We start from the raw sequence: 25,371 nt of genomic DNA on the forward strand, positions 1-25,371 counted from the left end.
AATGAGTCATCAAACAACTGGAAATTGGGAATTTTTGTCACAGTTGGCATCCTTCTTTTCATAACAACCATATACTTTATTGGGGTCAACAGAAATTTGTTTGGCTCTAACTTCGCTCTTCGTTCTGAGTTTAAAAACGTCAGCGGATTAAAGCAAGGCAGTAATGTCCGCCTTTCCGGAATTAACATTGGAACAGTCAGCAAAATAAATTTTATTTCCGATTCATTGGTTTTGGTAAAGCTATTAATTAGAAAGGATGTTCAAAAATATATCAAAACTGATGCAGTTGCCAGCATTGCATCTGACGGATTAATGGGTGATAAAATACTTATTATTACCCCCGGTCCACAATCTAACACTATAGTGAAGGATAATGACTTCATTACTTCTTATAAAACTATCGAGATAGATGATATACTCTCGAGCGTAAAACAAAGTACCGATAATGCCAAAACAATTACCAACGAACTCGTGGAGTTCAGCGGTAAAATGAATAACAAGAATAGTTTATTGACAAAAATAATGACCGATAAAGATTTTGCGTCAACCATTGACAGAACCATAGAAAATTTACAGATAAGCTCCCGAGAACTGGCAAAATTCACATCCCTTATGAATAATAAAAATGGATTTGCATCAAAAATATTTACCGATAAGAAATGGTCAGATAATATTGAAAGCAGCATTTCTAATTTGCGGAACAGCTCCCAAGAAATTAATAGGTTTACAACAAAACTAAACGACAAAAACAATGTGTTTTCTCAATTATCTTCCAACGATTCTTTAGCTCCTTCAATAGAAAAGACACTGCGCAATCTTGAAAAAAGCTCTGATGATCTAATTCAATTTACTTCGAAAATAAATAATGATGAGAATGTATTATCGAAACTTACCAACAATCCTAAATTAGGGAAATCTGTAGATTCCACTATTGTTAATATTGAAAAAGGTGTTGGTGAACTGAGAGAAATAGAGGCAGCCGCTAAGAACAATTTTTTGCTGAGAGGTTATTTTAATAAAAAGAAAAAAGAAAACGAAAAACAAAAAAGATGATTGCTGCCTAATCCATTCAAAATGGTATGATTCATTTATTCGTACCAACCTACTATAATATACACAGAAATGAAATCAGGTTAAATATTTTTTATTTTAGGTTTGATTTCTTTGGCATACATCATTAAGCTTTCTTCAATACAGTTGAAAGCTTCTTTCTTATTTTTGAAACCAAATACCTGTACCGTTTTCCCTTCTAATTTTTTATATTCTTCAAAAAAATTCCGAATCTCATTAACGGTATAAGCCGGCAGTTCTTCAATATCATGGATATGCAGCATAGAAGAATCATTTTCAGCTATTGCTATTATTTTATGATCTTTTTTATCTTCGTCTGTCATCTCCATTATTCCTATCACCCTCGCATTAACCAGAGTAAGGGGAACGAGGCTTTCCGAACATAACACAAGAATATCTAAAGGATCTCCGTCACTGTAATAGGTCTGTGGTATGATCCCGTAATTGGCAGGATAATACATGGAAGATAAAAGAATCCTATCCAATCTTATTAATCCCGAGAGTTTGTCTATTTCATATTTAGTACGGCTGCCGGTGGGAATCTCAATAACTGCTGTAACTATTTGAGGCAGATGTTCTCCCGGAGAAACATCATGCCACGGATGTTGGTTTCCTATCATTATTTAAGTTTTAATTATTTATTTCTATTGTTCTTAATTTATTCCTATAAGTTTCAAGAATATAGTATTCTTAAGAATGGGTGGTAGTCACTATGCTTTTGCTTTTCCTATTCTTATTCTTCTTACATACTTATAAATCTCAAACCATAAAACAGAAACCGCTGCGATGAAAACAGTGAATCCCAATTCATCTATATTAAGTGCTGTTACCTTAAAGAATAGAGAGACAGGCTTTACGTATAATATTGCAAAAAGTAATCCCAGAACTAAGATGGAAATACCAATAAGCAAGGGATTACGGTTTCTGAAACTTTCCAACACACTATAAAAGAATGATCTGTTAACAAAACTCAGTAATATATTGGCAAAGATCAATGTACTGAATACCATTGCCCTTGTCGTGGCTTCATCACCTCCATTTTGAACGGTAAACTGATATACAAATAAAATTCCGAGGGTTATCACTACCCCCTGAATAAAGCTGATTCCTAGCTCACTCAAACTTAAAAAAGTATCTCCGATGGCTCGTGGCGGCTGCTTCATTGTATTTTTTTCCATGGGCTCATTCTCATAAACAATAGAACAAGTCGGCCCCATCACTAATTCAAGGAAAATAACGTGAACCGGAGTAAATATGTGTGGAAATATCCATCCCAAAAACAGGGGCATAGAAACCGTCAGTATAATAGGAATATGAATGGAAATAATATACTGAACCGCCTTTTTAATATTGTTATAAATTCTCCTTCCTGCAGCAATTCCCACAATCAGTTTTTCTAAATCATCATTCGTTATAACCAATGCAGCGGCTGATTTGGCAATTTCGGTTCCTTTACTTCCCATGGCAACTCCAATATGTGCAGCTTTTAAGGCAGGGCCATCATTAACACCATCTCCAAGCATGGCTACCACTTCGCCTTTCTTTTTCAGCGCATGTACTATTGCAAGTTTCGCATCCGGAAACATCCTGGTAAATAAAGTAGTTTTTTCCGAGATTTCCATTAATGCTTCTTCAGTATTATTCATTATGTCACTACCATTGATGGCAGGAGTAGTGTTGATAATTCCTGCCTGTATTGCAATTGCTTTGGTTGTATCTTCATTATCTCCCGTTATAACCTTTACCTTAATACCGGCATCATAAATACTTTGAAAGACCTTTTCTATTCCTTTTTTAGGAGGATCATAAAATACAGTCAGCCCTAAAAATTCAAATACAAAATCCTGCTGTCTTTTGGGAAAATTGTTCCCTACAAAATGCGACTTCGCAACTCCCAAAACGCGGTAACCTTGCTGTCCAAATGTTTTTATAATGTCCCTTATCTTTTCTTTCTCTGTCTCTGAAAGGCGGGAAACATTCAAAATTGCTTCCGGAGCTCCTTTAGCTGCAATAATTCTATCTTTATTTTCATTCTCAAAAAGATGAGTCATCATGGGTGGCTTACCTTCAAGCGGATATTCATGAAACATCTTGTATTCTTTCCTTATATCATTCTTTTGAGTTTCGTCATACGTTTTATGCAGAGTGATTTCCATAGGGTCAAAAGGGACTGGTTCACTACTCCACATTGCATAATCAATAAGTTCACTTAAATCATCATTTTTAAATTCTTTTTCTTCATAAATTTTATCGGATAGGTAATTATATAAATGTTGAAGCTTCATCGAATTCTCAGTAATGGTTCCAGTTTTATCAGTACAGATAACCGTGGTACTTCCCAGGGTTTCTACAATACTGCTCCGCTTAATAATAATGCCCTGACGCATAAGCTTCCACGCTCCCAAGGCCATAAAAGTTGTAAATGCCACAGGAATTTCTTCAGGCAATACAGACATTGCCAGGGTTAATCCACTAAGCAGGCTCGTAACCAGATCTCCGGTTTTGATATAACTGAATATGCAGACCATCAAAAAAATAACGATCCCGACAACTGCCATCCATTTCACAAACTTCCGAATCTGGATCTGCAACGGTGATATTTCTTCTTTTATATTTAATATAGATTCTCCAATTTTACCAACACGTGTTTCTTTTCCTATTTTTTGTACTTTAAAAACGGCCAATCCTGAAACTGTAACCGTACCACTATACACAAGATTATCCTCGGATTTACTATCCTTAAAAACTGAAAAACTTTCGCCCGTAAGAGATGATTCATTCACAGAGAAATCATTGCTGTGCACAATCACTCCATCAGCATTTATATTTTTTCCTTCTTCAGTAACACATAAATCACCTACAACAATTTCATGGGTTGGAATTTCTACTATTTGGGAGTTTCTGATGACCTTACTTAAAGGTTCGTTCAGCTTCTCAAGTTCCTCAAGAGCTTTTTTACTGCGATTATCCTGATAAAAAGAAATAGCAGTTACCGCTACGATAGCCACAAACATAAACGCGGCCTCGCCATAATCCCCCACAATCACATAAATAAGTGAAATAATGATTAGCAAGATGAGCATCGGTTCTTTTAAAATATTAACGACCAGATCAAACCATGTATTCTTACGAATTTCCTCCAACCGATTATATCCATTTCGTTGTCTGGAAGCTTTCACTTCATCATCTGTAAGACCTTTCAAGCCTTCGGGTATATTGTAAGACATATCAAATTAATAGTTTATCTAAAAATAAGCAATTATTGTATACCAATTGAATTTCCACTCTTGACCAATATCAGGTTTCTATGTGATGTATATCATAGTGTTTTTTCCAAAATTCTTTGAATTTTGATTGATAAATTACGATATCATGAAAACAAATGCAGAGCTACAAAAAAATGTTCAGGATGCCATTAAAAGGGAACCATTACTACACGCAGCAGAAATAGGGGTGACTGCAAAAGACGGTGTCGTTACCCTTACTGGAGTAGTTGATCATTATGCAAAAAAAATAGAGGCCGAGAATGCTGCAAAAAAAGTTATTGGAGTAAAAGTTTTAGTAGAAAACATTGTCGTTAAATCTCCAGATTCCTTATCAATAACTGATGATGAAATTGCCACAGAGATCTTAAAAGCTTTTAAATCGAATGCATTGATTCCAGAAAACAAAATCAAAGTGATTGTGGAAAATGGTCAGGTGACATTGGAAGGTGAATTGCAATGGGATTATCAACGGGAAATTACTAAAAATGCAATCCGGTATCTTTCAGGTGTAAAAGGAGTAATCAATCATATTAAAATCATATCAGATATAATGGATGATATTAAACAAAAAGATATTGAGCACGCAATGAACATGAACTGGGCGTTTTATAATAATGATGTTCACATTCAAGTATCCGGCACTACAGTGATTTTAACAGGAACAGTAAATTCATGGCATCAAAAAGAAGAGGCCACTCGCATTGCATGGAAAACTCCAGGGATACAACATGTAGATAATAGGCTATTGGTAGATTATGAATATTCAAACAATAATTTATCATCGTAGATATGACTCTTTTATTCATGCTGTAGAGCAGCGAATTGTGAAATTATAGCAAACTTTGTTTTAACAATAATGAATAGCCATTAAGTTTAACATTATTCTGTAAAAAAGTCACGAAAAATAACTTTTAAAATCCCATTCAAATGTGTTTTTCAGCAATTTCAAGTTTTTCAGCAGGTATATCACTCACGGCTGTTGGGATAGCATGTATAAAAAAAACACGGCATTCTTCACAGCATCTTTTTGCATGTATTCCATTAATTTTTGGAGTCTAACAGGTAACAGAAGGAATACTATGGCTAACCCTTCCCCAGACAGATCATATCATTATGCAACGGGCTACAACTTTTATATTTCTATTTTTTGCAGAGATTCTGTGGCCCGTTTGGGTACCTATTTCTCTTTTAATGTTTGAAGATAATGAGCCACGAAAAAAAGTACAGAAGATATTATTAGGTGTAGGAATCATTGTGAGTATTTATTTGGCTTATTGTCTTTTATCATATCATGTGGAAGCAAAGATTATTGGTCATCATATTACTTACATACAAAACTATCCTGTTTCATTGAGAAATTACAGTATTATATTATACGGTGTGGCAACAATTGCTCCTCCGTTTTTTTCCCACCTAAAAAGAATGCACTTTTTTGGTATAGCCATTTGGTTTCTTATATAGTTTCAGAGATCTTTTACGATCATTATATACTCTCTGTTTGGTGTTTTTTCGCTGCGATCATAAGCATGTCTGTTTATATAATTGTGAATGAAAAAACAGATAAAAAGCAAAGAGAGTATTCTGAAATTTATGTCAAATAAAAATAATTTAGCTATAGTAGAAAAGATGAAGAAATACAAGCTCGGGAGGTTAAGCATGGTATTTTAAATGTATTAAAAATGGATTTCCCCAACTTTTCAAGAGCTCACTATATTTCTTGAACTGAATACTTACAGATGTCTTAAATTAACTTTAGTAAAGTAAGAACCTGATATTTTCTACAAAAATATCTTAATTAATAGTATATTATACTTAAAAACAATTTAGCAATGTCTACCAAACAAAATGTTGAGAATCAAACAAAAAAGATTAAAAAATTCTTCGGCCTATTAGGTCCAGGACTGACAACAGGTGCCGCTGATGATGACCCCTCTGGCATTGCTACATACTCTCAGACAGGAGCCCAATTCGGTTATGGGCAGCTATGGACCGCACTCTATATGCTACCATTTATGATCGCAGTACAGGAAGCCTGTGCAAGAATAGGAATGGTTACCGGTAAAGGATTAACAGGCGTAATTAAAGAACATTACAGTAAAAAAATCCTATATAGCTCGGTAGGGCTTGTTGTTATTGCTAATACGATCAATATCGGAGCGGATATTGGAGCAATGGCAGCTGCCGCACAATTAATTATTCCTGCTGATATAATTACATTAATGCTGTTTTTTACTATTAGTATACTTACATTAGAGGTCTTCACCAGTGTTATCGCGTATATTCAAAAGTTCTTAAGTGGCTGGCATTATCACTTCTTGCCTACCCTCTTACAGCTTTCATGATTGATCAGCCATGGAAAGAAATACTAAAAGCCTCTATGGTTCCTCATTTCGAGTTTTCTTTCAATTTTCTGTTCATAATCACGGGTGTATTTGGGACGACTATTACACCCTATATGTTCTTTTGGCAAGCATCTCAGGAAGTGGAAGAAGAAAATAAAAGAGGTCTGATTCAAGATGGAAAGCCCAGCATCGGCTGGCGCCACATTCATGCGATGAGAAAAGATAATAATATAGGGATGATTATCTCTGAATTTACTACATGGTGCATTATTTTGGTTGGAGGAACTGTTTTGCACAGCGCTCACATAACAGATATTAATACTGCCGCTGATGCAGCAAAGGCTCTAGAACCGTTAGTTCAGTCATTTCCCAATTCAGGAATGATATCAAAAATTATATTTGCAATTGGTATCATCGGCTTGGGACTCCTTGCTGTTCCAGTTCTATCAGGATCAGCATCTTATGCTGTTTCTGAAGCTCTCAGCTGGAATGCAAGTTTAGATCTGAAATTTACCAAAGCAAAAGGCTTTTATATGGTCATTATTATTTCTACACTTATTGGCCTTTGCATGAATTTTATTGGGATTAATCCCGTGAAAGCCCTTGTTTACACAGCAGTTCTCAATGGTGTAGCTGCCGTACCCCTCTTGTTTCTGATAATCCGCATATCTGCAAGTGAACACATTATGGGAGAATTCAAAAGCAGGTGGCTGTCAAAAAGCTTATTATGGGCAACATTTTTCTTTATGGCAGCAGCATCAGTTGCAATGTTTTTTACGATCTAAATAAATAGTAAATACTGCAGGAATGCAACAGCTAATATTGACTACTTTTGTATAATTTGCCATAAAGAAGCTTAAAACAGCAACTTCCACAATGGTTTCCGTTTAAACAAATGTCTATTTTCCTGTAAATATTCTTCCATAATGCGTGGTTTTCGTGACATTAAATTAGTGATATTATCCCTTTCCGGTTCGGGAATTTTTATGGCCAGCTCATCAAGCTCTACAATATGGTTAGCCAGCCATACGGGGAATTTCGCTTTGTTGACCAACTGGTTAAACAGTTCTTCCGGTGTTACATTTACATATTCAATAGTACGCCCGGTCACATGAGATAATTTAGCGGCCATTTCTATATGACTAATGGCTTGTGGACCTGCAAGAACCACTGACTTTTCTTTTATTTCTTCGGGTGTCAACAAGTAATTTACGACTATATCAGCTACATCACGACAATCGATATAATTTCTTCGTGCTGTACCAAGTGCTCCGTAAATTTTCCCAAAATACTGAATGGTAAAAGTATTTCGTTCCCAATTTTGCATAAAAGAATGTGGCCTAAGGCAGCAATATTCATCCATATTTTGCCAAAGGTACTGATCTATTGTGCTATGCCATTGGCTGACCTCTACCTTTGGCGTCGTCACTATGGGAGCCGATAACTTGACGATCCGTCTTACACCATTTTGTCTTGCAGCATCGATAACATTAATTTCATATTCTACCTGGTTGGGATCAGTTGCTGTTAAAAGAAACAAAGCGTCAGCTCCTTTGCAAACTTCTTTAAGCTGGTTAACAGAATTTAAATCGGCACTTGCATAGGTTATATTCGATGGAACTTTATCCAATGGTAACGGATAAGGTCTTTCAGGGTTTCGAAGAATACCTCTTACCATACAATCCCGACTCTTGAGCTCTTGCATTACAGCTGTTCCAACGGTACCCGTACATCCAAAAACAACGATAACTGGTTTTATTTTTTTCATTGAAATAAGTTGAATCTTTTAATATGGATTAAGTGTTCAATATCCCTATTCTTAATGGGTATTCTATTTATTTTATTCTTCATTTTTTCTAGTTTGAGATGTTTCTGCTGATAAGTTTTTACAGATCAGTAATTTAGCTTTTACGTTTGGTCACAAGATCACGAATGATGAGTATTGTAGCACCCAAAAATGCGGAGAATAAAATATTAAACTGTTCGTGGTGCCAATTGAACAGCCTTATACATAAGGTCCCTAAACCAATTATCAGTACAATGATCAACAAAGATCTGATTAGCTTGTTTCGTACTAATATTCGTTTCGACTCAAGCTGCCAAAGCAAGGTAAAACTGCAAAGTGTTGATAATAAGGAAGACAAACCAATGCTGCTGTAACTGGCTGTCATAAGATTATTGTTCTGAAGCAGAAAACCAGATATAAAAGACATTAAGGCAGGAAAAATATAAGCAGGCAGAGCTGCAGTAATCAGGCCTCGAAAGTTAAAAGTTGATTCAAGAGAATTGGTACTGTTCATAAAATTGTAATTGGATATTGATGATGAAATTGGTTTTGATTCACTTAATTTTCAGATCTTGAAAATTCCTAATACATGGTATGGTCACAAAACTGAAAATAATTGTTTTCATTATTTTTATTTGTCTATTTTCTGCCGATACGATAGGTAATGGTAACTTTCCCATAAGCCATGTTGGAGACAGAAAAATCATTGACTGTTTTTTGATGGGTATCGAACAATTCATACCGATTTAAAAGTCCCATTCCGGCTTGAGCTTGCAGCCAGATTCCACCCACTAAGCGCTGGTGAACCTGAAGACCTCCATGAATGGTAGAAAACTGAGCATAATCAACTTCTTTAAGATGATAGTCTTTATAATTTTTCAGGTTAAAGCGTGTCCAATCGATCGATCCGGCTAAACCTATTTGTGTATTTGGGCTTAAACTATAAAGTACATTTAGTCTTGGCCAATAAAATTGCGCTAACCATTTTTTATCGATACTTTGGTAATCAATTGATATTCCTGGAGTCACCAAAGTCTCCCCGAAAGAATGTAAGACATGAACTCCGAGTCCGATTTCAAGATTCGATTCCCTGCCGAATTTCTTAGATAATCCGACTATTCCATCTAAAATTAAATCATCAAAAGAAAGCGGTTTTTTAAAGTCGGATGCGATAGTTGGCATCGCTATTCCTAAAACCGACCATTTTTCAGAAAGTGGGTGCCTAATTATAAAAACAGATTTTATCTCGTGAATTCTTTCAATACGATTGGGATCTTGTATAGAATTTGTGTCATAATTAAAATCCATCATCCGATAGTTCAGATTACTAACAACACTTGTTTTACCAATTTTGAAAGGAGGGATGGATAACCATGCGTCATAAGTATTGAGTTGGAACTTATTTTCAGACAGAGAACTTTCTGAAGGTACATCTTTAAAGCTAGCTTTATGATGAGCCGTGACAGCAATACCGGCAACATCCTGAATAATCTGACCCTGGCTTTTGTTTGAAAGGAAGAAAGCCGAAACGATTACACAAAGGCAGGATCTTTTGATAATCGCTCTGTGTTTAAAAGGAAAAATCGTTTTAAACCTTTTCCTGATAGTATTTCTTACAGTAATCAATGTTTTCATTTTCTTTGAATTTTAATAATACAAAGGTGCTCTGAAAACAAGAAATACTTTAAAACTAAATCAACCTTTACTCGGACAAATCCTGCATAAATGTTATTCTGTACTCTGAAGGTGTTACTCCACTTATTTTCTTAAACAGGCGTCCAAAATAGCTGGGATCACCATAATTAAGTTCGAAAGCTATTTGTGAAATGCTCTTGGTTAAATCCTGTAAGAGCAATTGACTTTGCAAAATACTTACTTTATTAATCCATTCTTTGGGACTCTCACCTATCGTTTCTTTAATGCACCTATGAAGATAATTTTCAGAAACAGATAGTTCGGCAGCATAAAACAAAATTGTTTTATGTTCAATATAGTGTTTATACACCAATTCTTTAAAATTGAAAGTAATTTCCGCACTTCGGTTGACCCCTTTCTTGAGTTCGCAACCTGAACTGAAAACTTTCTGCAGCCCAGCCTGCAAAAGTGAATAGCAAATGTCTAAGTTTGCATTTTGAGAATAAATCTCTGTACTCAAAAGTTCAAACAGGGAGGTTAGCCAGATGCTGTTTTCTTGTGATAAATGAATAATATTATTAACAGAAAACAGCTTGATCAGCTCCTGCTTTGATAGGATTTGGTTAAGCGTCTGGTCTTCAAATAAAATAATGTGCCCTGCAGCATCTGGGCTCACTTCCTTTAGTGAAGTTACATTTCCCTGCCTTACCAATAAGATTTCATGTTCTTTTATTGATATTAAATCTGCATCTACCTGCTGTTTTGCATTACCTTTGGTAACATGAACAATAAAATTGTATTCCGGCCTATGTAAAGGCGTAGGCACTTTAATAAAGCCTGATGTTTTTCCAATATCATGAATCTGAACAGCTGTTTTTAATATTGGAAAATCAGTCGACATTTCAGACATGTAATGTCCCCTGAAATCTGTTGGAGTTATTCTTTTTACTTTAACCACCGTACAAAGCTACCAACAAATATAATAACATACATAAATTTCCTTATTAAGATTTGATAATGATATATTAGTTAATACCAAATTAAATTAAACAACTTACATAATTAAAATAGCACCAAGTCTGATTCTATTTTAATTTATAGATTTATTGTTATTTCCTTCAAAATATTATTAACCTTTATATCTATTCCTACATCAATTCTATATTTTCATCAAGGTTTTTTGTGAATATAGTCCCGTGATAATCATTTTTACTTCTTAAATGTTTTGGAATCAAACGGATTATCTCCCGAATCAAAATATTCATATATACTTTCTATTCGCAATAAATCTTAAAAAAAAATCGATAAATCATCTGTTGGTGCTACAAATAGCCAAACGGCGCCAACTGAAGATAGTTGGCGCCATTTTTTAATAAATACATCTTAATAGAATTTCCAGCATATCTAGTTTTTCAACAGCAAACAAGCCGTTTTTCAGACTGATTCTGATTCCTGCACCACAAAAATGACTGTCAAATCTGGAGTTTCTAAACTGAGTGTATTCGATTTCAAGTCCCAATCATCAGTATAATAACGATAATATGCCCTGTGAATTATTTTGTCCCCTAGGAAATAATTCGTTCTTACTCCCAAAGGAATTTTAAAGCATTTATCCGGCAAAGCTTCCTGATGAAGCGAATTATTATTGAAGTAAACGCTGTGGAAAGGCAAACTTAAATACCCTGTCTGCTGACCGCGGTCTGCCAAAAATTTTACCTGAAAGCTATGTTTGATGATTTACAGGTCGGTAGATTCTACAATCAATAATATCGGTAAAGGGGTCAATGAACTCAAAGAATTAGAGTCGGCAGCAAGAAGTAATTTCTTGTTAAAAGGATATTTCAAAAAAGAAGCAGCAAATAGATAAAAGCCTGCCCACTAAAAATTTAAATCCCCACATAACAATACTGTATTTAATAGGGAGATTTTGCTCACATAACTCCACACAAGATATTCAACAATAATTCATTATTACTTAAAATCATCAATCTTTACAACAAAATAATTCATAATATGATGAAAATTCATTATTTTAGTAATAAACTTAAAAACTAAAACCGGCGCAAATGTGTAAAATATTTATAGTTGATGAGAATATTTTCTTAGGAGAAATATTAAAGTATCACCTTCAGCTAAATCCTGATTATGAAGTTCTGCCACACAACAGCACAAAACTACATTTCAAACCTTTACAGCGAAGCTAATAGACTTATGCAAATCAAACATTGGCGCCCCATTAATAACCTTGAAACAGAAAATAGTGAGATGAAAGTTGCCAAATTACTTTTTATAAACGAAAACCTCAAATCAGAAAGGAATGATGAAAATCTTGAATATTACGAAGTTCAGCTCGTCATAGGATTTGGAACCAGAAGTATTATTGAAAAGGAGAGCTTTTTTATTCTTTTAAAAGAAAAGTTCCCGAATGCAGAGATTGCCCTCTCTTCTTCCTCAGGAGAAATTTTCTGTAATGAAGTATATGACGGGGCAGTTGTTTTAACCGCAATCAGTTTTTCAAGATCTTCCTTAAAAACATCGCAGATTGACATTGAAGATTTTTCAGACAGTTATGATGCAGGAAAAAAATTAATTGAAAATCTGCCTTCAGAAGGACTTAGATGGGTATTCATCATGTCAGATGGCAATAAAGTAAATGGTAGCCAACTGGTAAGTGGGCTTAACAGCAGCCGCCCCGAAAAAGTTCTGATCTCAGGAGGTCTGGCCGGAGATGGGGATAAATTTGAAAAAACAGTGGTTGGACTTAATCAGGTTCCCCAGCCCAATAAAATTCTTGCTGTTGGATTTTATGGAGAACATCTTGAATTATCACATTCTTCAATAGGAGGCTGGGAAAGTTTTGGACTTGAAAGGATAGTTACAAAATCACAAGATAATGTTCTTTACGAGATTGATAATAAAAATGCGTTGGATCTTTATAAAAAGTATTTGGGAAAATATGCTGAAGAGCTTCCCGGCTCTGCTCTGCTTTTTCCATTATCTCTTAAGTTGTCCAGGGATCTGTCACCAGTAGTGAGAACGATTCTATCCATTAAAGATAACACAATGATTTTTGCGGGAGATTTACCGGAAGGAAGTCAGGTAAGATTTATGAAAGCCAATATGGATAAGCTTATTGATGCAGCAAATGACGCAGCAAATGAATGTCTTCAGATGACCCAACATAACATTAAGCTAGGAATCATTATCAGCTGTGTTGGGAGAAAAATAGTATTGGCTGACAGAGTGTATGAAGAAGTAGATATTGTACGGGATGTTTTCAAATCAAATACGGCACTGATAGGTTTTTACTCATATGGAGAATTATCTCCTTTAAGCTCATTTGGCAATTGTGCTCTACACAACCAAACTATTACCATTACCACCGTTAATGAAATTGAATAAATATGGAAACCAAATTTCACAATTTACTCGAGAGACAGATAAATAAATATCTTACGGAAGATTGCAAAAATCATCCGCAATTTAAAAATTTTATTCACGCAGTTAATGAATCATACAAATCATTTGAAAGAGATAAAGAACTCATGGACCACGCTTTTAAACAAAGTGAAGAAGAATATCAGGAACTTTATCAAAATCTTAAAAATGAAAATACTCTTAAACAGGAATCTGTCAGCAATCTATATGAGTCATTAAAGATTATTGACTCCGATATTGAAATAAAAAAATCAGACGATCTTAAAGAACTATCACTGTATCTCTCTGAACAGCTGAAAAAAAGAAAAAGAGCAGAAGATTATATAAAGCAGCAAGAGGAAAAATACCGGAATATTATTGCTAATATGAATTTAGGGCTCATTGAAGTTGATAATCATGAGATTATCCGTTACGCTAATCAGAGCTTTTGTGATGTTTCAGGTTTTGAACTTGATGAAGTAATTGGTAAAAACCCCAGTGAACTTTTCCTGTATGGAGAAAATAATATTCGTTTTTTACAGGATCAGATAGAATTAAGAAAAAAAGGAGTCTCCAGTGTATATCAGCTTTCTGTTAGGAATAAAAGAGGTGAAATAAGATGGTGGGCAATAAGTGGAGCTCCCAGTTATGATGACCAGGGAAACTTATTAGGTTCTATAGGGATTCATCTTGACATTACCGACCAAAAAAAACTGGAAGACGAATTAAAACTGGAAAGATCAAAAGCCTTGGAGGCATCAAAGGCAAAGGAGGTTTTTCTGGCCAATATGAGCCATGAAATCCGAACACCTCTTAATGGAATCATTGGTTTTTTGCGTGAACTTAAGAGAAGCCACCTATCGGAAAACCAGCAAGAATTTGTAGAAAACAGCTATAATGCTTCACAGCATTTATTATCAATTATCAATAACATACTTGATATCTCTAAAATTGAATCCGGAGAAATGTCTCTGGAAAACAAAAGTTTTTCGTTAAAAGATAGCATTCAAAAGGTTATTTCTATTCTCAAACCAAAAGCAGATGAAAAAAAGCTCCAACTGATTACCCATTTTTCCTCTGATATTTTTTATGTTTTGAAAGGAGATTCTTTAAGACTTGAGCAGGTTCTATATAACATCATTGGGAATTCCTTAAAATTTACCAATGAGGGCCAGATCTATGTTGAATCCAAGGTCCTGAAAAGTTCTCCCAACCAACAAACTATTTCAATTAGCATTACTGACACGGGTATTGGAATGAGCGAAGAATATGTGCGCGATATATTCAAAAAATTTAATCAGGAAGATAGCTCAATTTCGAGAAAATATGGGGGCACAGGTCTTGGAATGTCTATTACACGAGAACTTATTCATCTTATGAAAGGTGAAATTAATGTAAAAAGTGAAAAAAACGCAGGTACATGCATTGCAATAACTTTACTTCTGGACAGAGGTAATGAAGAGGATCTGGAAAAAAATGACTGGCAAAATGAACATCTTTCCATTGCAGGTACAAGAGTTCTGCTGGTAGAAGATAATGCCCTTAATCAGCTGGTTGCCGAAAAGTCACTAAAACATTTTAAATGCAGCATTGCCAAAGCTGAAAATGGTAAGATAGCCTTAGAAATGTTAAGAAGAGAAAAATTTGACATTATTTTGATGGACATGCAAATGCCGGAAATGGATGGTATCGAAGCAACTAAAATATTAAGAAAGGAACTTGCGATTAAAACTCCTGTGATAGCACTCACGGCAAACGCTTTTAAAACAGAAATAGATCATTGCATTAATGCAGGAATGAATGATTATATCACAAAGCCTTTTAATGAAGAAAATTTGCTGAATACAATTTATAAGTATGTCAAAATTCTTGAAAAAACAGCAAAGACAGTGTCTGATACGCATGAAAGACTCTACAATCTGAAAAGCATACAAACCCTCAGCAGAGGTGATAAGGAATTTATGCGGAAAATGATCTCAGTATTTATTGTGCAGACTGAAACGACAATTCCATTGGTTGAAAAAGCATTTCAAGAAAAAAACTATAGCGAAATTGCAAAACTTATGGATAAAATAAGACCAGGAATACAGTCTATAGAAATAACTTCTATTGTGAACATTGTAAAACAGCTTGAAGTACTTGCAATGGAGCAAAATAAAAAATTCCCTGAATTATATTCCTTATTTGAAAAAATAAAAAAGACCCTTGAAAAAGTTGTGATTCAATTAAAAAGTGAGATTCAATAAATTTAAAACTCTTTATTGTTGATGATGAGAAATTTTTATTCACATGTTTTCAGCAGTATCTGAAAAAAGATCATTATGAATACATTACCTCCAGATTGTCTGTATAAACTTTATCAGAGGCCTTCTTTTGCTGCTTAATTCTTGTAAAACCTATAATGTACTGGAAGAAGATCAGGCATCAAGAGATATGCAGGATTTCAGCTTAAACCTGAGTACGAATACAAAATACGGAAAAACGATAAAATTACTCTTTCTGGGGAGCAGGATGATTTAAGCGAAGGCTCAGTCTATGGAATTTATAATTCGTATATGGAAAATAGCTACTGGTTAATAAAAATGATTTTGGGACGATTTCACTGTTCACTTGGTCTCTATTGTAAAAACAAATAATATTTTTCCGAGTGGGTATACATCACCATCACGGTTCAGATCCTCGGGCTTAACCATGCACTCTTAACCATTCTCTTCCCTTCCCTTAATACCCCAATGAACCCGTTTCATGATTCAACATTACTTGTTTTCCTAACAGTAACAAATTCTCATCATTTTTATTGCTATGTATGACTTTAATTATTGTGTACCGCTAAAGATATCAAGTCGGACAAGTTTATTAATGCAATGACTGGGAAAGGTCATATTTGGCATGTAAAATAAAAAAACTACAAAGAAAGATAGAAAGTTTATAAGTATGCAAATTAATATTATTCCACTTTTTGAAATTAGGTGTAATATTTAATCTGTCTACTCCTGAAATAACGATACACAAAATCAATAAAAATACAAAACAAATTAAATTAGATGACGATATAACTAAATATCCCAGAGTATATTTTTATAAATTTTGGAATCAAAATGGTCTCTAACGAATCAAAATATTCATATATACTTTCTATTCTCAATAAATCTTCTTTAAAAAAATACGAGAAATCATCTGTTGGGGCTTCAAAAAAGTATTTATAAGGTTGTAATCAATCCAAACCAAAGAAATAAATTCAGAATAAAGAAATATCAGGCTCCTGACACTTCTTTAAATTGAGTTGGTCTCATATTAGTCATTTGATGAAAATTATTACTAAATGCAGATATATTAGAGTATCCAATTTCATAGGCTATTTCGGTCATGTTCAAATCTGTATCTTTTATTAATTCCATCGCCCGGATGATTCTCAACATTTTTAAATATTGAACAAATGTAATGTGCAGTTTAGTCTGGAATAATCTTGTTAGACTTCTCACACTCATTCCCGATTGCTTTGACGTAATCTCCAAGGTGAGGTTTTCATTTAACCGATTTCTAAAGCTATTGATTATCGAATTAAGTCTCTCATCGTCTGTTGTAGGAAGTTGAATTGAAAATTTTTTAAGATTTTCTTTTGATAATGCCCCTTTAAGGGTTGATAAAAATTCAAATTCCCATGAACCTTTGTAGTAATCACCCTGCCATTTTTCGCTAAATGAGAGCATTTCGGACACTAGTTTACTTACTGGATAAATACCCAATTCATCATAAAAACCTCCTGTTGTTTCTTCCGGAAAATAAATATTGATAATATACAGATCCTTAGTATTAAACATCAGATTGTGAGGATAATTTTTAGGTATCCAAATGTAATGATTAGACGGAATATAGAAATCCTTTTCTTCAGTCTGCAGGTAAGCAATCCCACCATAAACTAATAACAACTGAGCCTTACCATGCTGATGGGCAGGCAGACGCTGCTCCATCTGCTGTCTCATCACCATTATTGAATCAGGATTTTGATCTACAATATTAATAAGTTGTTTAAGAATGTCCATATGGCCAAATATAACAAATATTAGGCTAATTATATAAAAACAAAAAATGGTATGCTCAATAATTTTGCTGTATAATAATTAAATCATTATGAAACATAAAATCATAAACCCTAACAGCAATTTTGCGCTTGAGATTCCAGATAAAAAAAGAAATGATAAAATACTACAACCCTATGAAGAAATAGGAAAATCAAATATATACTGGTATGCTTATGCATATTCCAGTCCTTTTATGCCGATGATAGATGCAACCCTTGCATTCGCTGAGTTAAAAAAATTGGTTAAGAAATGGTTATCAAAGAAAAATCTATCATTTAAAAAGAACTCATGAAACATTACAAGACAACCCTAATTTTGGGTATAGTTCTGATGTCAATTGCATCCCCAATTTATGCTCAAAATATAGAAAATATTCAACCATTAAGTTTGGAAGAAACCTGGAAAGTGGCCGAACTCAATAACAGGCAACTAAAACTATCTGATCTCTATCTTCAGCAAAGTAAAATGGAAATATTGGAAGCGAAAGATCATTTATTGCCGGAACTTTCTGTAGGCGGGGATATAAAGGCAAATTCCAAATTTCTGATTTATGACAACGGATTATTCTCATCTCCACAGGATGTGCCTATAAAAGGCTATGGACATGATGTAGGCTACAATTTAAACTTTAATCTCTTCAATGGTGGTAAAGAAAAAAGGAATATAGCTATGAAAAAAGAAGAAGAGACACGAAAACAATATGAGGTAGATCTGCAAAAGCAAAGTGTAAAATACAATGTGTCCGTTGCTTATTTTGATTTGTATAAATTTCTTCACTTCCATGATTTTCTTACTGCAGAAATTGAATCCGAAAAAAAACAATTGAAACTTATAGAAAGTCTCCATAAAAACGGTACAGTTCTAAAGAGTGATGTACTGAGAACCTCTGTCAAGTTATCGCAACTGGAGCTTAGTCTTTCCGATACCAATAAAAAGATTGAAATTGCTAAACAACGGCTTAATATACTGATAGGGCGTGAAAATGATACGGAAATTGCAATAAAACACGAAGATGAAATTGAATTAAATGCTATCACAGATGATGACTATAATGATTATGTTGATACTGCTTTTAATCAATCTTCTGAATACAAAATGGTCATTAGTGATATCAAATTGAGCGAATTGAACATCAAACAGATTAAAGCTACACTATGGCCAAAAGTTTCTTTATACTCTAACTATAATTACAACTATCCTCAGATTTCCTTTTATCCGTATTCAAATGACTTGTGGGGATTTGGTCAAACAGGAATTAAAGTACAGTATTCTATTGATAATCTGTACAAAAGTAAACATACCATTGCTCGTGCCCAAGTTGTCAGCAATCAGGTTAAAGAAAAAGCAGAAATAAAGAAGGACGAAATCTCTCTTCAGGTAAAAGAAACTTATTTACAGCTACAACAGGCTTTGGAGAGCGTGGAAACGGCAGAACAAAACATCATTAAAACTACAGAAACCGTCCGTGTTATCAGAAGCAGCTACTTAAATCAGGAATCGTTACTGACCGATCTTTTGGAAGCTGAAAACGCTTTATTGGAAGCAAAATTTAATCTGACAACAGCACAAACAAACGTAAAAGTAACCCATATCAGACTATTAGCAATTATAGGAATTCTTTAATACAAATATCATGAATAAAAATAAAACAGATAAAATTATTGTAAGCTTAACCAAATGGTTGGGGATTGCATTATTCGTAGGGATCATTATTTGGGGGGCTGCTTATTTTTTAAAGGGATATCGCTATGAACAGACTAATGATGCACAGGTAGATGCTTATCTCTCGCCGGTAAACGCAAAAGTGGGTGGATATATCAGCAAAATATATTACAAGGACAATCAGCTGGTTAAAAAAGGTGATACGCTTGTGCTAATTGAATTGGACGAGTATGGGCTGAAAAAAGATGCTGCATCAGCAGAACTCATGGGTTCACACGCCAAATTACCTATACTGACTGCGAACGAAGAAACGCAACTCAAAAGTATTGAAGTCATTAAGGCGCAAGTGGCAGGAGCTAAAGCGAGATTGAACCAACAACAAAAAGAATTTGACCGCTATAAAAATCTACTGGCGGATGAATCTACCACACAACAAAAATTCGACAACATCAGTACTTCTTTATCTATTGCACAGTCAGACTATAATCAGGCCAAAGCTTCTTTACAAGTAGCGGAATCCAAATTGAATGATTTTAGAGCTCAACATCTTGCTGTACAGGCGGAAATAAAAATCAAAGAAGCACTTCTTCAAAGACAGGAACTGGACATTCGATATACGGTCATCACTGCACCTTTTGATGGACAAATTGGTAAAAAGACTATTCAGGAAGGTCAATTGATACAAGCTGGGCAAACATTGGCATTCTTGGTGAACAAAGCGGAACAAAAATGGGTGATGGCAAATTTTAAAGAAACACAGATTGGCAACTTTAAAATCGGGCAAGCGGTATCCATAGAAGTTGATGCTTTTCCGAACGAAACATTTAACGGCACTATCGAATCACTTTCGCCAACCACCGGTTCCCGTTATTCATTACTTCCACCAGATAATGCTACAGGTAATTTTGTCAAAATCATCCAACGTATTCCTGTTCGGATTAAATTGACCGATGCGCCTGAAAAGTTAGGAAAACTCTCTGCCGGAATGAATGCCAATGTTTATGTTTTAAAAAATTAATGATGCAAGCACATAAAATACCGATTTTCAAATCCTGGGTATCTGAATGGGTGGCGAGATCCACTATATTTGCCATTCTGATGACTTGTCTGTTTAGCTTCGCTTTTTACGGCAGTCCGATTGCGGCGATGGGGTTTTACGGCATACAACCTACCGATGTACAATATGGCATGGTCGTTATTTATGGTTCTACCGTCGCTTTCCTTGCACTGGATTTTAGAATTGTTAAATATTTTTCACCTAGGAAATATCTATTGATAGCACTTGCTGTAAATGCGATATGTTCAATGATATGTTTTTATTTCAAAGATTGGATACTATTTGTTTTGTGCCAGTTTTTGTTAGGAGTTACCTGTGCGTTGATGTCAGGTATTGTGTTACAGCTTATTTTTCCGCGATTACATTCAGTACGTGCCCGCGTGATTGCTTACAGTATACTGTATGGCAGCATACAGATTGCTGTACCTTTTTATTCGATCTTGACCAGTATAATCATTCATTTCTTTGATTTTAACTGGCTATATTACGGATTTATCATCTTACTCATCATTCTAACAATTACGGTATTGCTAACAATGAACAGTAAGGCTCGATTTACCAAAAAGATTCCACTTTATCAGGTAGATTGGGTAAGCTATCTGTTTTATGTATCATTTATCTTAATATTGGGATACATTCTCGTCTACGGAAGACAATTAGGATGGTTCGATAGTTCATTAATCACAGCTCTTAGTCTAGGTAATCTAATCATTCTTGCACTTTTTATCACTAGAGAATTAAAACTTAAACGACCATTAATCAACCTGCAGATCTTTAAGGTAAAGAATTTTGTTATTGGGTTATTACTTCTTTTTACCTTTTACATCTTTAAAGGAAGTACAGGACTTGCCTACGGCTATCTTGAAGTGATTTTAGGAAATGATCCACTGAGCACCATTCCCATATGGACTGCTGTAATTTTAGGAACTATACTGAGTATGTTTCTTACTTCCCGATTTGTCTTAATGAGTTATAACCTGATAAGTATTATTATTGTTGGTTTTGGGATGATGGCAGTATATTATGCCTATATGATACTTTTTGTTTCTGTACAGGGCGAAACAATAGATTTCATTTTTCCTATGTTTATTTATGGAGTGGCAACAGGTGTATTGTTTGTTCCTATTGTTTTATTTACCGCTTCTTCATCACCTCCTACGATCGCAATCAATGCATCATTTGTAGGGATACTAGCTAGGTTTACAGGGTTTACAGTCAGTCTGGCATTTAGTAACGAACTTCAGTTATTTACTAAATCAGAAGTTAGGGAAAAGTTTCGGGAAACACTTACAGAAATCAACCCTCAATTGCCAGCTACTTTACTTGATATCCAAAATCAATATATGAATGCAGGTAGCGATATCTATACCTCAAAAGTAGTTTCCACGGGATATTTTAATCAGATGGTAGGTCATCAAATATTGGCCCGTGCTACTAGAGATTATTATGATTGGATGCTAACTGGTGTGATTGTCGTAATAGCCACTTTACTTCTCTTACCTCAAATTAAAAATGTTGTTTTGAGATTAAGGAAAGGTAATATACCTTATTAAACTTTTATCATGATAAGAAAATATTACCTCAAAGTATAATTGTAAAAATAAATATTAGATATGATACCACTTATTATACTTATGAAGACTAGGTATTCCGTCCAAATAATTTTTACGAAACTTTACCATACAACTCATAGATGATGTGAATCAGAAAAAAAATTTATTTACAGTAAATTTGCACCCGATTCTCATGTTTAATTTGAGTTTTCATGGTTATTAGTTTTTTCCCCGGTCTCCGGGGATTTTTACTTTATTCTTTTGGTATTAAATGCAGTAGCTCAGGGTGAACTTTTATACGCTCGATTTCATTTTCAATGACTCTCATAACGTCCTGCTCAACATTTCTGTAATTCTCTTCAATAATTGATGTGAACCGATCTTTTCCATTTTCATCTACAAATGATAAAATCTCCGGTATCCGCTGATAATTTTTAGTTTCTGCCAATACTTTTTCATGATCCACTACAATTTCTGCATGAAACATTTTCTGTTCAATCCTTTCATCAAAATTATCAGATACAGCCCCTACAAACATTCCCTGACTTAATGTTGAAATTTTAGAAGCCGGTATCAGACTATCAAGTTGGGTAGATATAGAAGTGGACGTATCATTTCTGTTGATGGTCATACTTTGTCTTTTCTGCAGGACTTTTTTTTCCACACTTTATCCCGGAAATCCTAAAGATAAATTCTAACCTTAATTTCTCAGAACTGTACTTCTGTGCATTGATGAAACTTGATTTTGATACAAAAAAATAGCACAATATACCAATAACAGTATCCGGGCTGTTGAAAGTAAGAAATATATGTACGAAACTGAATATTTCTTCTGAAATAAGCATCAACAGCTTTCTGATCAAAATATAAAAATTTTACATATAGTCATATTTTATAAAAATCAATATTCATATAATATTAAATCAAAACCGATTATCTTCCGAATCAAAATATTCATATATACTTTCTATTCTCAATAAATCTTCCTTAAAAAAATTCGAGAAATCATCCGGTGGGGCTTCGGTGAAGAAACATTAATTAACATCACATATTTGTAATATACCCGTTCAGCCAGACATTTAAACATTTTGGAAGAAACTTCCGGATTTTGTTCCAGTAAGCTGAAGAAATCTGTTTTGAATAATTTAAGAACAATACAGGAATTTTTAGCCCTCCCAAAAGGGATTTGATATATTTTAACATAAGTTTTATGATCTAAATCATAAAGTCGAGACTCATATTTCACTATACTTAGAATAATAAAACTAACAATGAAATAAGGATAACATAAAAGCTTGTTAAACTAAAATTATTAAAGATTATCAAAGACTTATTTTCATTAAAAGGAAAGAGGAAGGAACATATTATGAGGTATTTCAAGAAAAAGATGTACCAATTTATTAAGAAAATTTAAATTATTGAATTACAAAGTGTAAAAGTATTATAACTAACTTATTACTGTATAAATATATAGCTGACATTTTATGACAAAAACCGTCAAATACTTTAAATTTAGATATAACTACAATTTCATTAAGTCTCATTTTCTAATTACTATGTTGTAACCAAGGAAAATTATAATAGTTTCCAAAGCTATAATCCGAATGATTTTAGTATAAATCTACCATTATGAAATATTTTAATATCAGTGTACTATCCTTATAATTTGCGAGAATGCGAGAATACTAGAATAATGAATAGTTTTTTATATTTCGTTATGGATATTTCAGTCGAGAAAACTATTAATCAAAAAACAGTGATGACAGTCACTAAAAGTATAGGAATAAAACTGCCTGTATCCTAATGTAGAGTAATACTTTTTGATAATAAATTCCATTGATACCCTAATTCTTTATGATAGTAAGCAGTAGTTTTCTGATTAGCTCATTAATCCAGAGCAATAGTCTTGTTCACTTGGCAGATATCAGGTCATCAGATAACTCCGAAACACTATAATGAAATTCATAATTGTTGGTCGTAATATATAAATATTAGTTATATCGTTTATGTACAAATTTAATATTGTATCATATACTTCATAAATCTTTTATCTTAACAAAGGATTTATAAAATAAACTAAAGTCAAACAATGTTAACTTCGATTTTTCCAAAACTTAGAAATAAATTATACTAAGATTGGTCAACAAGAAAATTACCTAATAAAAATGAACTTTGCAATTCTTGCTTAATTTGGCTCAAACGAACCAAATCATCGATAAAAGTATTTGAAGATAAGCTCGTCTTGGACACAAGTAAGCTAAATGGCGCCAATTGAACATAGTTGGTGCCGTTTTATTTAATAAGGATAAATGATAATTGTTTTTTTAGATGATGACAACATAATAAAATACAGGATTAAAAAAATGATTATTGACCATATTTTTTTCCGGTTTTCACCATTTTTTTATTCTATTGATCACTATTCAGTCTTTATTTGTGAAAGGTCAAGACCCATTTTTGTAAATTCTTCTTGTCCCTTATCCGTAATATAATAATTGCGGTCAGCAGGACTATCCTTTGCAATCCAGCCTCTCTCAACAAATTGTTCTAAAAGAAGCTGTCCTAATTTTCCGCCGATATGCTCATAGCAGGGTTTAGCGGGTTTTCTTGCGGTAGATGTCTTCATATTCATTATTGAGTGTTTTTTTTGGTTATTAGTTTTGGAAAGGTTCATCAATTTAAATGCAGATAATCCTTAATTGTTTTCAGAACTCCGAAGCTGTCATTGGTGCATGCTTCAAAATTAGCGATCTGTTTTACATTCGGGTGGGCATTTTGCATGGCATAAGAATATTTGGCATTCTTCAGCATTTCTATGTCGTTCATATAATCTCCGAAAGCCATCGTATTTTCAGGAGAGATCCCCAAAGATTTCTGAAGGATTTTCAGAGCATTTCCTTTGTTGATATCCTTATTCATAACATCCAGCCAATGCGCTCCTGAAACAACTACTTCCAGACCCGATTCTTCAAATCTTTTAAGGGCCGGATAAAGATATTTCTCGGAACCTTCGGGGTGATAGACTGCTATTTTAAGGGCGGTATCATCTATTTTTTCTGTCAGGTCATCCTTCTTCATGTTTTCGGTATAGTACTTTGAGAAAAAATCTACAAACTGCTGATCTTCGGTTTCATAGTACGCCATTTTTTTAGCTGACAATACGGCTTTGGCACCCGGTATTTCCCGGACAGCCTTAATGATATCAACAATATCTCTGTATTCCAGCGTATCGGCAAAAAGCTCCTGATCTTTATAGATAACATAGCCTCCGTTTTCAGCAATAAAACCGATCTCACTTTCTATTTCCCCGAAATAATGGGTAATGCCGGGCATCTGTCTGCCACTTGCAGGTACAAATACGATATTTCTTTTTTTCAGTTCCCTATAAATTTCTGAAAACTCAGGACTCATTTCGTGGCTGGAATTGAGAAATGTCCATCCATGTCTGTCACAATTAATTTAATCTGTTCCATAATTTTATTGCGAAAAGTGATATTCTG

Annotated in this window: 19 protein-coding genes and 3 pseudogenes; 12 read left to right on the top strand and 10 right to left on the bottom strand. The window is 34.1% G+C overall.

What is annotated here, in order from left to right:
* Window positions 1-24: 24 nt before the first annotated feature.
* Complete coding sequence (locus tag ACPF63_RS10640) at window positions 25-1,053, top strand: MlaD family protein (RefSeq protein WP_426482994.1); 1,029 nt, start codon at window positions 25-27, stop codon at window positions 1,051-1,053.
* 80 nt (window positions 1,054-1,133) lie between these two features.
* Here ACPF63_RS10640 and ACPF63_RS10645 read toward each other — a convergent pair whose 3' ends face one another.
* The gene (locus ACPF63_RS10645; protein WP_426482995.1) at window positions 1,134-1,691 is read right to left on the bottom strand and encodes an inorganic diphosphatase; all 558 of its coding nucleotides are present in this window, start codon (window positions 1,689-1,691) and stop codon (window positions 1,134-1,136) included.
* A 90-nt stretch (window positions 1,692-1,781) separates the two neighbouring features.
* Window positions 1,782-4,298, bottom strand: a complete 2,517-nt coding sequence (locus ACPF63_RS10650; RefSeq protein ID WP_426482996.1) for a cation-translocating P-type ATPase — start codon at window positions 4,296-4,298, stop codon at window positions 1,782-1,784.
* A gap of 145 nt (window positions 4,299-4,443) precedes the next feature.
* Between ACPF63_RS10650 and ACPF63_RS10655 the strand changes: the two genes are divergently transcribed.
* From ACPF63_RS10655 to ACPF63_RS10665, 3 genes and pseudogenes are all read left to right on the top strand, one after another.
* Entirely contained in the window at window positions 4,444-5,124 is a 681-nt protein-coding gene (locus tag ACPF63_RS10655) for a BON domain-containing protein (RefSeq protein ID WP_426482997.1), read from the top strand.
* A 140-nt stretch (window positions 5,125-5,264) separates the two neighbouring features.
* A pseudogene (locus tag ACPF63_RS10660) lies at window positions 5,265-5,798 on the top strand (DUF6629 family protein).
* 368 nt (window positions 5,799-6,166) lie between these two features.
* Window positions 6,167-7,464 (top strand): annotated as a pseudogene (locus tag ACPF63_RS10665) (NRAMP family divalent metal transporter).
* A 71-nt stretch (window positions 7,465-7,535) separates the two neighbouring features.
* Here ACPF63_RS10665 and ACPF63_RS10670 read toward each other — a convergent pair.
* From ACPF63_RS10670 to ACPF63_RS10685, 4 genes are all read right to left on the bottom strand, one after another.
* Window positions 7,536-8,447: an NmrA family NAD(P)-binding protein gene (locus ACPF63_RS10670; protein ID WP_426482998.1), complete on the bottom strand. Its 912-nt coding sequence runs from the start codon at window positions 8,445-8,447 to the stop codon at window positions 7,536-7,538.
* Window positions 8,448-9,104: 657 nt separating this feature from the next.
* Window positions 9,105-10,100, bottom strand: a complete 996-nt coding sequence (locus ACPF63_RS10675) for a DUF6268 family outer membrane beta-barrel protein (RefSeq protein WP_426482999.1) — start codon at window positions 10,098-10,100, stop codon at window positions 9,105-9,107.
* Window positions 10,101-10,167: 67 nt separating this feature from the next.
* Complete coding sequence (locus ACPF63_RS10680) at window positions 10,168-11,001, bottom strand: helix-turn-helix domain-containing protein (protein ID WP_426483000.1); 834 nt, start codon at window positions 10,999-11,001, stop codon at window positions 10,168-10,170.
* A 533-nt stretch (window positions 11,002-11,534) separates the two neighbouring features.
* A complete protein-coding gene (locus ACPF63_RS10685) occupies window positions 11,535-11,807 on the bottom strand; it encodes a DUF3570 domain-containing protein (protein ID WP_426483001.1) in 273 nt (90 codons plus the stop codon).
* A 25-nt stretch (window positions 11,808-11,832) separates the two neighbouring features.
* Between ACPF63_RS10685 and ACPF63_RS10690 the strand changes: the two genes are divergently transcribed.
* The 4 genes from ACPF63_RS10690 (at window position 11,833) to ACPF63_RS10705 (ending at window position 15,763) form a co-directional block, all read left to right on the top strand.
* Window positions 11,833-11,967: a hypothetical protein gene (locus ACPF63_RS10690; RefSeq protein WP_426483002.1), complete on the top strand. Its 135-nt coding sequence runs from the start codon at window positions 11,833-11,835 to the stop codon at window positions 11,965-11,967.
* 199 nt (window positions 11,968-12,166) lie between these two features.
* Window positions 12,167-12,304 (top strand): hypothetical protein, encoded by a 138-nt coding sequence (locus ACPF63_RS10695; RefSeq protein WP_426483003.1) that lies wholly within the window; start codon window positions 12,167-12,169, stop codon window positions 12,302-12,304.
* 7 nt (window positions 12,305-12,311) lie between these two features.
* Window positions 12,312-13,502, top strand: a complete 1,191-nt coding sequence (locus ACPF63_RS10700; protein WP_426483004.1) for an FIST signal transduction protein — start codon at window positions 12,312-12,314, stop codon at window positions 13,500-13,502.
* 2 nt (window positions 13,503-13,504) lie between these two features.
* On the top strand, window positions 13,505-15,763 hold the full coding sequence (locus ACPF63_RS10705; protein ID WP_426483005.1) for a response regulator: 2,259 nt from the start codon (window positions 13,505-13,507) through the stop codon (window positions 15,761-15,763).
* Window positions 15,764-16,771: 1,008 nt separating this feature from the next.
* On the opposite strand, the gene ACPF63_RS10710 is transcribed toward ACPF63_RS10705, so the two are convergent.
* Window positions 16,772-17,560, bottom strand: coding sequence for a helix-turn-helix domain-containing protein (locus ACPF63_RS10710; RefSeq protein ID WP_426483006.1), 789 nt, complete (start codon window positions 17,558-17,560; stop codon window positions 16,772-16,774).
* An 88-nt stretch (window positions 17,561-17,648) separates the two neighbouring features.
* Between ACPF63_RS10710 and ACPF63_RS10715 the strand changes: the two genes are divergently transcribed.
* The 4 genes from ACPF63_RS10715 to ACPF63_RS10730 all read left to right on the top strand — a co-directional run bounded on the left by ACPF63_RS10715 (window position 17,649) and on the right by ACPF63_RS10730 (window position 21,871).
* Window positions 17,649-17,891, top strand: coding sequence for a hypothetical protein (locus ACPF63_RS10715; protein WP_426483007.1), 243 nt, complete (start codon window positions 17,649-17,651; stop codon window positions 17,889-17,891).
* A complete protein-coding gene (locus ACPF63_RS10720) occupies window positions 17,888-19,222 on the top strand; it encodes a TolC family protein (protein WP_426483008.1) in 1,335 nt (444 codons plus the stop codon). Before ACPF63_RS10715 ends, ACPF63_RS10720 begins: the two co-directional genes overlap by 4 nt.
* A 10-nt stretch (window positions 19,223-19,232) precedes the next feature.
* Window positions 19,233-20,279, top strand: coding sequence for an HlyD family secretion protein (locus ACPF63_RS10725; protein ID WP_426483009.1), 1,047 nt, complete (start codon window positions 19,233-19,235; stop codon window positions 20,277-20,279).
* A 128-nt stretch (window positions 20,280-20,407) separates the two neighbouring features.
* Window positions 20,408-21,871, top strand: a complete 1,464-nt coding sequence (locus ACPF63_RS10730; protein ID WP_426483216.1) for an MFS transporter — start codon at window positions 20,408-20,410, stop codon at window positions 21,869-21,871.
* 253 nt (window positions 21,872-22,124) lie between these two features.
* On the opposite strand, the pseudogene ACPF63_RS10735 reads toward ACPF63_RS10730, so the two are convergent.
* The 3 genes and pseudogenes from ACPF63_RS10735 to ACPF63_RS10745 all read right to left on the bottom strand — a co-directional run.
* Window positions 22,125-22,526, bottom strand: a pseudogene (locus ACPF63_RS10735) (hypothetical protein); the annotation flags it as partial.
* A 1,764-nt stretch (window positions 22,527-24,290) separates the two neighbouring features.
* Window positions 24,291-24,497 (bottom strand): ArsR family transcriptional regulator, encoded by a 207-nt coding sequence (locus tag ACPF63_RS10740; RefSeq protein WP_426483010.1) that lies wholly within the window; start codon window positions 24,495-24,497, stop codon window positions 24,291-24,293.
* A 47-nt stretch (window positions 24,498-24,544) separates the two neighbouring features.
* A complete protein-coding gene (locus ACPF63_RS10745; RefSeq protein WP_426483011.1) occupies window positions 24,545-25,282 on the bottom strand; it encodes an HAD family hydrolase in 738 nt (245 codons plus the stop codon).
* Between the last annotated feature and the right edge of the window lie 89 nt (window positions 25,283-25,371).

It is taken from the genome of Chryseobacterium sp. R2ACT005, from assembly GCF_049949215.1.
Classification (GTDB): domain Bacteria; phylum Bacteroidota; class Bacteroidia; order Flavobacteriales; family Weeksellaceae; genus Chryseobacterium.

Excerpts from the sequence above, each read along its gene's own strand:
- ACPF63_RS10695 (WP_426483003.1), top strand. The coding sequence starts at position 12,167 with ATGTGTAAAATATTTATAGTTGATGAGAATATTTTCTTAGGAGAAATA.
- ACPF63_RS10655 (WP_426482997.1), top strand. The coding sequence starts at position 4,444 with ATGAAAACAAATGCAGAGCTACAAAAAAATGTTCAGGATGCCATTAAA.
- ACPF63_RS10675 (WP_426482999.1), bottom strand. The coding sequence starts at position 10,100 with ATGAAAACATTGATTACTGTAAGAAATACTATCAGGAAAAGGTTTAAA.
- ACPF63_RS10690 (WP_426483002.1), top strand. The coding sequence starts at position 11,833 with ATGATTTACAGGTCGGTAGATTCTACAATCAATAATATCGGTAAAGGG.
- ACPF63_RS10730 (WP_426483216.1), top strand. The coding sequence starts at position 20,408 with ATGGGGTTTTACGGCATACAACCTACCGATGTACAATATGGCATGGTC.
- ACPF63_RS10715 (WP_426483007.1), top strand. The coding sequence starts at position 17,649 with ATGAAACATAAAATCATAAACCCTAACAGCAATTTTGCGCTTGAGATT.
- ACPF63_RS10705 (WP_426483005.1), top strand. The coding sequence starts at position 13,505 with ATGGAAACCAAATTTCACAATTTACTCGAGAGACAGATAAATAAATAT.
- ACPF63_RS10720 (WP_426483008.1), top strand. The coding sequence starts at position 17,888 with ATGAAACATTACAAGACAACCCTAATTTTGGGTATAGTTCTGATGTCA.
- ACPF63_RS10725 (WP_426483009.1), top strand. The coding sequence starts at position 19,233 with ATGAATAAAAATAAAACAGATAAAATTATTGTAAGCTTAACCAAATGG.
- ACPF63_RS10745 (WP_426483011.1), bottom strand. The coding sequence starts at position 25,282 with ATGAGTCCTGAGTTTTCAGAAATTTATAGGGAACTGAAAAAAAGAAAT.
- ACPF63_RS10650 (WP_426482996.1), bottom strand. The coding sequence starts at position 4,298 with ATGTCTTACAATATACCCGAAGGCTTGAAAGGTCTTACAGATGATGAA.
- ACPF63_RS10680 (WP_426483000.1), bottom strand. The coding sequence starts at position 11,001 with ATGTCGACTGATTTTCCAATATTAAAAACAGCTGTTCAGATTCATGAT.
- ACPF63_RS10645 (WP_426482995.1), bottom strand. The coding sequence starts at position 1,691 with ATGATAGGAAACCAACATCCGTGGCATGATGTTTCTCCGGGAGAACAT.
- ACPF63_RS10700 (WP_426483004.1), top strand. The coding sequence starts at position 12,312 with ATGCAAATCAAACATTGGCGCCCCATTAATAACCTTGAAACAGAAAAT.
- ACPF63_RS10740 (WP_426483010.1), bottom strand. The coding sequence starts at position 24,497 with ATGAAGACATCTACCGCAAGAAAACCCGCTAAACCCTGCTATGAGCAT.
- ACPF63_RS10710 (WP_426483006.1), bottom strand. The coding sequence starts at position 17,560 with ATGGACATTCTTAAACAACTTATTAATATTGTAGATCAAAATCCTGAT.
- ACPF63_RS10670 (WP_426482998.1), bottom strand. The coding sequence starts at position 8,447 with ATGAAAAAAATAAAACCAGTTATCGTTGTTTTTGGATGTACGGGTACC.